This window comes from Thiemannella venezuelensis, from assembly GCF_014203605.1.
Classification (GTDB): Bacteria; Actinomycetota; Actinomycetes; order Streptosporangiales; family Streptosporangiaceae; genus Planomonospora_A; species Planomonospora_A venezuelensis.
Genome location: NZ_JACHJJ010000066.1, coordinates 1 through 2,352, shown reverse-complemented (window position 1 = coordinate 2,352; position 2,352 = coordinate 1). Strand labels below are relative to the sequence as shown.

Annotated in this window: 1 protein-coding gene; it reads right to left on the bottom strand. The window is 72.4% G+C overall.

Annotated features, from left to right (window positions below; all coding sequences use genetic code 11):
• Positions 1-2,306: non-ribosomal peptide synthetase (locus FHS22_RS37080; RefSeq protein WP_338048127.1), on the bottom strand; the 2,306-nt coding region annotated here is incomplete at its 3' end.
• Between the last annotated feature and the right edge of the window lie 46 nt (positions 2,307-2,352).

The following is a 2,352-nucleotide window of genomic DNA, read 5'->3' as shown; positions in this document are numbered from 1 at the left end:
GCATACCCCCGCGCCAGACCCGCCCCCGCCACATACAACTCCCCCACCACCCCCACCGGCACCGGACGCAACCACTCATCCAGCACGAACACCCGAAGATCAGGAATCCCCACACCGATGGCGCTGACCGCCCCCGCCACCGCCGCCTCCCGATCCAGCGGCGCGTACGTCACATGCACCGTCGTCTCGGTGATCCCGTACATGTTCACCAGCGCCGGAGCGTCGTCCCGGTAGCGGTCGTACCAGTCCGCCAGCCGACCCGGTTCCAGCGCCTCCCCGCCGAAGACCACATACCGCAGCGGCAGGTCCGCCTCCGGCCGCTCCCGCTCGGCCTGCATCAGCTGGTAGAAGGCCGACGGGGTCTGGTTCAGCACCGTCACCCCCTGCTCGGCCAGCAGACCGGCGAACTCCCCCGGCGACCGGCTCACCTCGAACGGCACCACCACCAACCGCCCGCCGTACAGCAACGCACCCCACAACTCCCACACCGAGAAATCGAACGCATACGAGTGGAACAACGTCCACACATCCGTCTCGTCGAACCCGAACCAGCCCTCCGTCGCCGCCAGCAACCGCGTCACGTTGCCATGCGGCACCACCACCCCCTTCGGCCGCCCCGTCGACCCCGACGTGAAGATCACATACGCCGGATGCTCCGGCAGCACCCGCCGCACAGGCACCGCAGCGGGTGCTGCCGGAGCGGCGGACACCGCGCCGTCGGCCTCCAGCACCACCACCGGCAGACCCGGCGGCGCCGACCCGACCAGCTCCGGCACCGTCACCACCGCCATCGGCGCGGCGTCCTCCACCATGAACCCGACCCGCTCGACCGGATACGCCGGATCCACCGGCACATACGCACCCCCGGCCTTCAAGACCCCCACCACCGCGACCACCAGCTCCACCGACCGCGGCACCAGCAACGCCACGAACCGCTCCGGCCCCACCCCCAACCCCGCCAGCACCCCCGCCAACCGGCCCGCACGGGCATCCAGCCCGCCATAGGTCAGCTCCACCGGCCCGCACGTCACCGCCACCGCCCCCGGCGACCGCGCCACCTGCGCCTCGAACTCCTCGACGATCGTCGAAGGGACGCCGGGCGCCGTCCCGGTCCCGGCCCAGTCGTGGAGGATCGTGTCGCGCTCGGCGTCGTCCATGATCTCGATCTCGCCGATCCGCAGCCCGGGATCGGCCGCGACCGCCCGCAGCAGCCGGACGAACCGCACCGCGATCGCCTCGGCCGTGGCCCGGTCGAACAGGTCGGCCGCGTATTCGAGGACCCCTTCGAGCCCTCCGGCCGTCTCGGTGAGGGAGACCAGCAGATCGAACTTGGCGACTCCCGGATCGAGCGGCTCCATCTCGATCGCGAGGCCGTCGAGGTCCAGGGAGGCGGCCGGGTTGTTCTGGAGGGTCAGTGCGACCTGGAAGAGCGGGTGGCGGGCCATCGACCGCACCGGGTTCACGATCTCCACCAGCCGCTCGAACGGCAGGTCCTGGTGCGCGTACGCCGCCAGGTCCGTCTCCCGCACCCGCCCCACCAGCTCACGGAACCGCGGATTCCCGCCCGTGTCGGCCCGCAGCACCAGCGTGTTGACGAACATCCCCACCAGATCGTCCAGCGCCTCGTCCGTACGGCCCGCGATCGGGGAGCCGATGGGGATGTCGGTGCCCGCGCCCAGCCGGGTCAGCAGCGCCGCCAGAGCGGCCCGCACCACCATGAACAGGCTCGCGTTCGCCTCCCGCGCCAGGGCGGCCAGCCCGTCGCGCACCTCGGCGCCGAGGATCACCGGGACCGATCCACCGCGGTGGGAGGCGGCGGCCGGGCGCGGCCGGTCCGCGGGCAGCTCCAGCTGCTCCGGCAACCCCGCCAGCGCCGACCGCCAGAACGCGATCTGCCGGCCCACCAGGCTCTCCGGATCCGACTCCTCCCCCAGCAGCTCACGCTGCCACAACGCGTAGTCGGCGTACTGCACCGGCAGCGGCGCGAACGACGGCATCCGGTCCCGGGAACGTGCCAGGTAGGCGGTGATCAGGTCCCTGGCCAGCGGGGCCGTCGACCAGCCGTCCCCGGCGACGTGGTGCAGGACCAGGGCCAGCACGTGCCGGTCGGGTGCGAGGGTGAACAGCCTCGCCCGGAGCGGCGGCTCGGCCGTCAGGTCGAATCCCCGGCCCGCGAAGGCGGTCAGGGCCGCGGCGAGCCCGTCCTCCTCCGCGTGCTCGGCCTCCAGGCGGAGCCCGGCCGTCTCCAGCGCCGTGCCGGTGTCGAGGACGTGCTGGTACGGGACCCCGTCCACCTCCGGGAACACCGTCCGCAGACTCTCATGACGCCCCACCACATCACCCAGCGCCAAC